Origin of the sequence: Rhodoplanes roseus (genome assembly GCF_003258865.1) — a bacterium.
GTDB classification, from domain to species: Bacteria; Pseudomonadota; Alphaproteobacteria; order Rhizobiales; family Xanthobacteraceae; genus Rhodoplanes; species Rhodoplanes roseus.
Genome location: NZ_NPEX01000416.1, coordinates 1 through 3,755 on the forward strand (window position 1 = coordinate 1; position 3,755 = coordinate 3,755).

General features: G+C 69.7%; 5 protein-coding genes. All 5 read left to right on the top strand.

The window, feature by feature from the left end; genetic code table 11:
• Nucleotides 1-65 precede the first annotated feature (65 nt).
• The 5 genes from murC to murB are packed head-to-tail and all read left to right on the top strand — an operon-like array spanning nucleotide 66 to nucleotide 3,699.
• Nucleotides 66-1,478, top strand: coding sequence for a UDP-N-acetylmuramate--L-alanine ligase (murC, locus tag CH341_RS29305; protein ID WP_111422833.1), 1,413 nt, complete (start codon nucleotides 66-68; stop codon nucleotides 1,476-1,478).
• 9 nt (nucleotides 1,479-1,487) lie between these two features.
• A complete protein-coding gene (locus tag CH341_RS29310; RefSeq protein ID WP_111422835.1) occupies nucleotides 1,488-2,186 on the top strand; it encodes a glutamine amidotransferase in 699 nt (232 codons plus the stop codon).
• 60 nt (nucleotides 2,187-2,246) lie between these two features.
• Entirely contained in the window at nucleotides 2,247-2,468 is a 222-nt protein-coding gene (locus CH341_RS29315; protein WP_210208667.1) for an addiction module protein, read from the top strand.
• Nucleotides 2,465-2,761, top strand: a complete 297-nt coding sequence (locus CH341_RS29320; protein WP_111422837.1) for a type II toxin-antitoxin system RelE/ParE family toxin — start codon at nucleotides 2,465-2,467, stop codon at nucleotides 2,759-2,761. Before CH341_RS29315 ends, CH341_RS29320 begins: the two co-directional genes overlap by 4 nt.
• Before the next feature lie 17 nt (nucleotides 2,762-2,778).
• Complete coding sequence (gene murB, locus CH341_RS29325) at nucleotides 2,779-3,699, top strand: UDP-N-acetylmuramate dehydrogenase (RefSeq protein ID WP_111422839.1); 921 nt, start codon at nucleotides 2,779-2,781, stop codon at nucleotides 3,697-3,699.
• The last annotated feature ends 56 nt before the right edge of the window (nucleotides 3,700-3,755 follow it).

A 3,755-nucleotide genomic window follows, 5' to 3' on the forward strand; every position in this document is an offset into this window, starting at 1 on the left:
GTCGACCCTCCCCCTCCAGGGGAGGGTGGACGGGGCACCGACGCCCTGCAGGGGAGAGAAACGACATGAAGCTGCCGCACGATATCGGGCCGGTGCATTTCGTCGGGATCGGCGGCATCGGCATGAGCGGCATCGCCGAGGTGCTGGCGAACCTGGGCTACACGGTGCAGGGCTCGGACGTCGCCGAGAGCGCCAATGTGAAGCGCCTGCGCGGCAAGGGCATCGACGTGGCGATCGGCCATGCGGCCGAGAATGTCGACGGCGCCGCCGTGCTGGTGGTCTCCTCGGCGATCCGCCGCGACAATCCCGAGCTCGTCGCGGCGCGGGCCAACCGGCTCCCCGTGGTACGCCGTGCCGAGATGCTGGCCGAGCTGATGCGGCTGAAGAGCTGCGTCGCCATCGGCGGCACCCACGGCAAGACCACGACCACGTCGCTGGTCGCCGCGTTGCTCGACGCCGGCAGCTTCGATCCGACCGTGATCAACGGCGGCATCATCAACGCCTACGGCACCAATGCCCGGCTCGGCGCCGGCGACTGGATGGTGGTCGAGGCGGACGAGTCCGACGGCACCTTCCTCAAGCTGCCCACCGATGTCGCCATCGTCACCAACATCGATCCCGAGCATCTCGATCATTTCAAGACCTACGAGGCCGTGCAGGAGGCGTTCCAGACCTTCGCCGAGAACGTGCCGTTCTACGGCTTCGCGGTGATGTGCATCGACCACCCGGTGGTGCAGACCATGGTGGGCCGCATCGAGGACCGCCGCGTCATCACCTACGGCGAGAATCCCCAGGCCGACGTGCGCCTCGTGTACCAGGATCACACGGACGGCAAGTCGCGGTTCTCGGTGGTCTTCCGCGACCGTGGCGGCGACACGGCGCACGAGATCGCCGGGATCGAGCTGCCGATGCCCGGACGCCACAACGCCCTCAACGCGACGGCGGCGATCGCGGTGGCGCGCGAGCTCGGCGTCTCCGACGACCTGATCCGCAAGGCGCTCGCCGGCTTCTCCGGCGTCGGCCGTCGCTTCACCCGCACCGGAGCCTGGAACGGCGTCACCGTGATCGACGACTACGGCCATCATCCGGTCGAGATCGCCGCGGTGCTGAAGGCGGCGCGCGAGACGGCGAAGGGCCGGGTGATCGCCGTGATGCAGCCGCATCGCTACACCCGGCTGCAGTCGCTGTTCGAGCAGTTCTGCACCTGCTTCAACGACGCCGACACCGTGGTGGTGGCGCCCGTCTATCCGGCCGGCGAGGCGCCGATCCCGGGCATCGACCGCGACTCGCTGGTCGCCGGCATCCTGGCGCGCGGTCACCGCAAGGCCGTGCCGCTCGAGGGGCCGCAGGCGCTCGCCGCCGTGGTGCGCCAGATCGCCCAGCCGGGCGACTACGTCGTCTGCCTCGGCGCCGGCTCGATCACCCAGTGGGCGCACGCGTTGCCCGCCGATCTCGCCGCGCTCGACCCCGCAGCGTAGGGAGGCGAGATGAAGACCTGCGTCGCCGTCCGGCACGTCGCCTTCGAGGGGCTCGGCCTGCTCGCGCCTTTGCTGGCGGCGCGCGGCTATCAGGTGCGCTATGTCGAGGCGCCCGTCGAGCCGCTCGACGAGGCCTCCCTCGCGGCCGCCGATCTGGTCGTGGTGCTCGGCGGTCCGATCGGCGTCTACGAGGAGGACGCCTATCCGTTCCTGCTCGGCGAGACCGCCGCGGTCGCCGCCCGCCTGCTGGCCGAGAAGCCGACCCTCGGTATCTGCCTCGGCGCGCAACTGATGGCCAAGGCGCTCGGCGCCGATGTCGCGCCCGGCCCGCAGAAGGAGATCGGCTGGGCGCCGCTCCAGGTGACCGACGACGGCCGCGCCGTCGGCCTCGGCGATTTCGCGACGACCCCGGTGCTGCACTGGCACGGCGACAATTTCGCTCTCCCCCCCGGCGCGACGCGGCTCGCCGCCACGGCGGCGTGCCCGAACCAGGCCTTCTCGGTCGGCCCGTCGATCCTCGGCCTGCAGTTCCATGTCGAGGTCGATCCCGAAACGATCGAGACCTGGCTGGTCGGTCACACGGTCGAGCTCGGCAAGGCCGGGATCGACCCGCGCACCCTCCGGGCCCAGGCCGCGAGCGTCGGCCAGGCCACGGCCGAAAAGGGCCGGGCGTTCATGGCGCGGTGGCTGGACGGGGTGGGGCGATGAGGACATCGGGGCGTCGGATCTGCTAGATTGGGCGTCCACGACGGAGCGACCGAGATGGGCTTGAACGAGAGCTTGCGTAAGCAAGTCTTCGCGCTGACGCCGGAGGAGAAGATCGACCTCGCGGTCGAGCTGTGGGACAGCATCGCCCAGGACGACTTCCCTCCGATCGACGAGGAGCTGAAGCAGGAACTCGACCGGCGGCTGGAAGAGCATCAAAGGGATCCGTCGTCTGCGCGATCCTGGGATGAAGTGCGCGAGTGGCTCTGGTCACGACGGAAATGACGCGCCGCGTCGTCGTCCGTCCGCAGGCGCGGCTCGAACTCGCCGCAGCGTCGGACTGGTACGACGAGCATGCTCCGGGCGTCGGCGACGACTTGCTGCGGGCCTTCGAAACGACGATCGCCAGGCTCCAACGGAATCCCTTCCGGTTCCAGGTCGTCCACCGGAACTTGCGGCGGGCCGGGCTGGGAAAGTTCCCGTATGGCCTGTTCTACACGGTCTCCGAGACCGACATCATCATCGTGGCCTGCATCCATGCCAGTCGCGATCCGAAATTCTGGAAAAGTCGCGTCTGAACCGATCGTAAACCGTCATGTCCTTTCCCGATCTCCTCCCCTCTCTTCGTGACACGCTGCCCGCGCTGCGCGGGCGGATGACGGCGAACGAGCCGTTGGCGCCGCTCACCTGGTTCCGGGTCGGCGGGCCGGCGCAGGTGATGGTGGTGCCGGCCGACGAGGACGACCTCGCCTATCTGCTGTCGCGGCTGCCGGCCGACATGCCGGTGACGATGCTCGGGCTCGGCTCCAACATGATCGTGCGGGACGGCGGCGTTCCCGGCGTGGTGATGCGGCTCGGCCGCGGCTTTTCGGAGATCTCTGTAGAGCCCGCCCACCGGGTGCGGGTCGGCACCGCGGTGCCGGATGTGAAGATCGCCCGCGCCGCCCAGGAGGCCGGCATCGCGGGGCTCGCCTTCTTCCGCGGCATCCCGGGCTCGGTCGGCGGTGCGCTGCGGATGAACGGCGGCGCCTACGGGGGCGAGACCAAGGACGTTCTCGTGGAGGCGCGCGGCGTCGACCGGCAGGGCCGCGTGCATGTGCTCACCAACGCCGACATGCACTTCACCTACCGCCACTGCGGCGTCGCCGACGACGTGATCTTCACCAGCGCTCTCTTTCAGGGGACGCCGGGCGACCCGAAGGAGATCGCCGCCGCGATGGACAAGATCACCGAGTCGCGCGAGGCGACGCAGCCGATCAAGAGCCGCACCGGCGGCTCGACCTTCAAGAATCCGCCGGGGCAGAAGGCCTGGCAACTGATCGACGCCGCCGGCTGCCGCGGCCTCGTCGTCGGCGACGCCCAGGTCTCCGAGCTGCACTGCAACTTTCTCATCAACCGCGGCAACGCCACGGCGGCCGACATCGAGACGCTCGGCGAGACCGTACGCCGGCGCGTGCAGGAGACGTCGGGCGTCGCGCTCGAGTGGGAGATCAAGCGGATCGGCGTGCCGGGGTGAGGCCGTAAGTACGGCTTCCGCCGTCATTCCGGGGCGCGAACCGGAGGTTCGCGAAC

Excerpts from the sequence above, each read along its gene's own strand:
- murC (WP_111422833.1), top strand. The coding sequence starts at position 66 with ATGAAGCTGCCGCACGATATCGGGCCGGTGCATTTCGTCGGGATCGGC.
- CH341_RS29310 (WP_111422835.1), top strand. The coding sequence starts at position 1,488 with ATGAAGACCTGCGTCGCCGTCCGGCACGTCGCCTTCGAGGGGCTCGGC.
- CH341_RS29320 (WP_111422837.1), top strand. The coding sequence starts at position 2,465 with ATGACGCGCCGCGTCGTCGTCCGTCCGCAGGCGCGGCTCGAACTCGCC.
- murB (WP_111422839.1), top strand. The coding sequence starts at position 2,779 with ATGTCCTTTCCCGATCTCCTCCCCTCTCTTCGTGACACGCTGCCCGCG.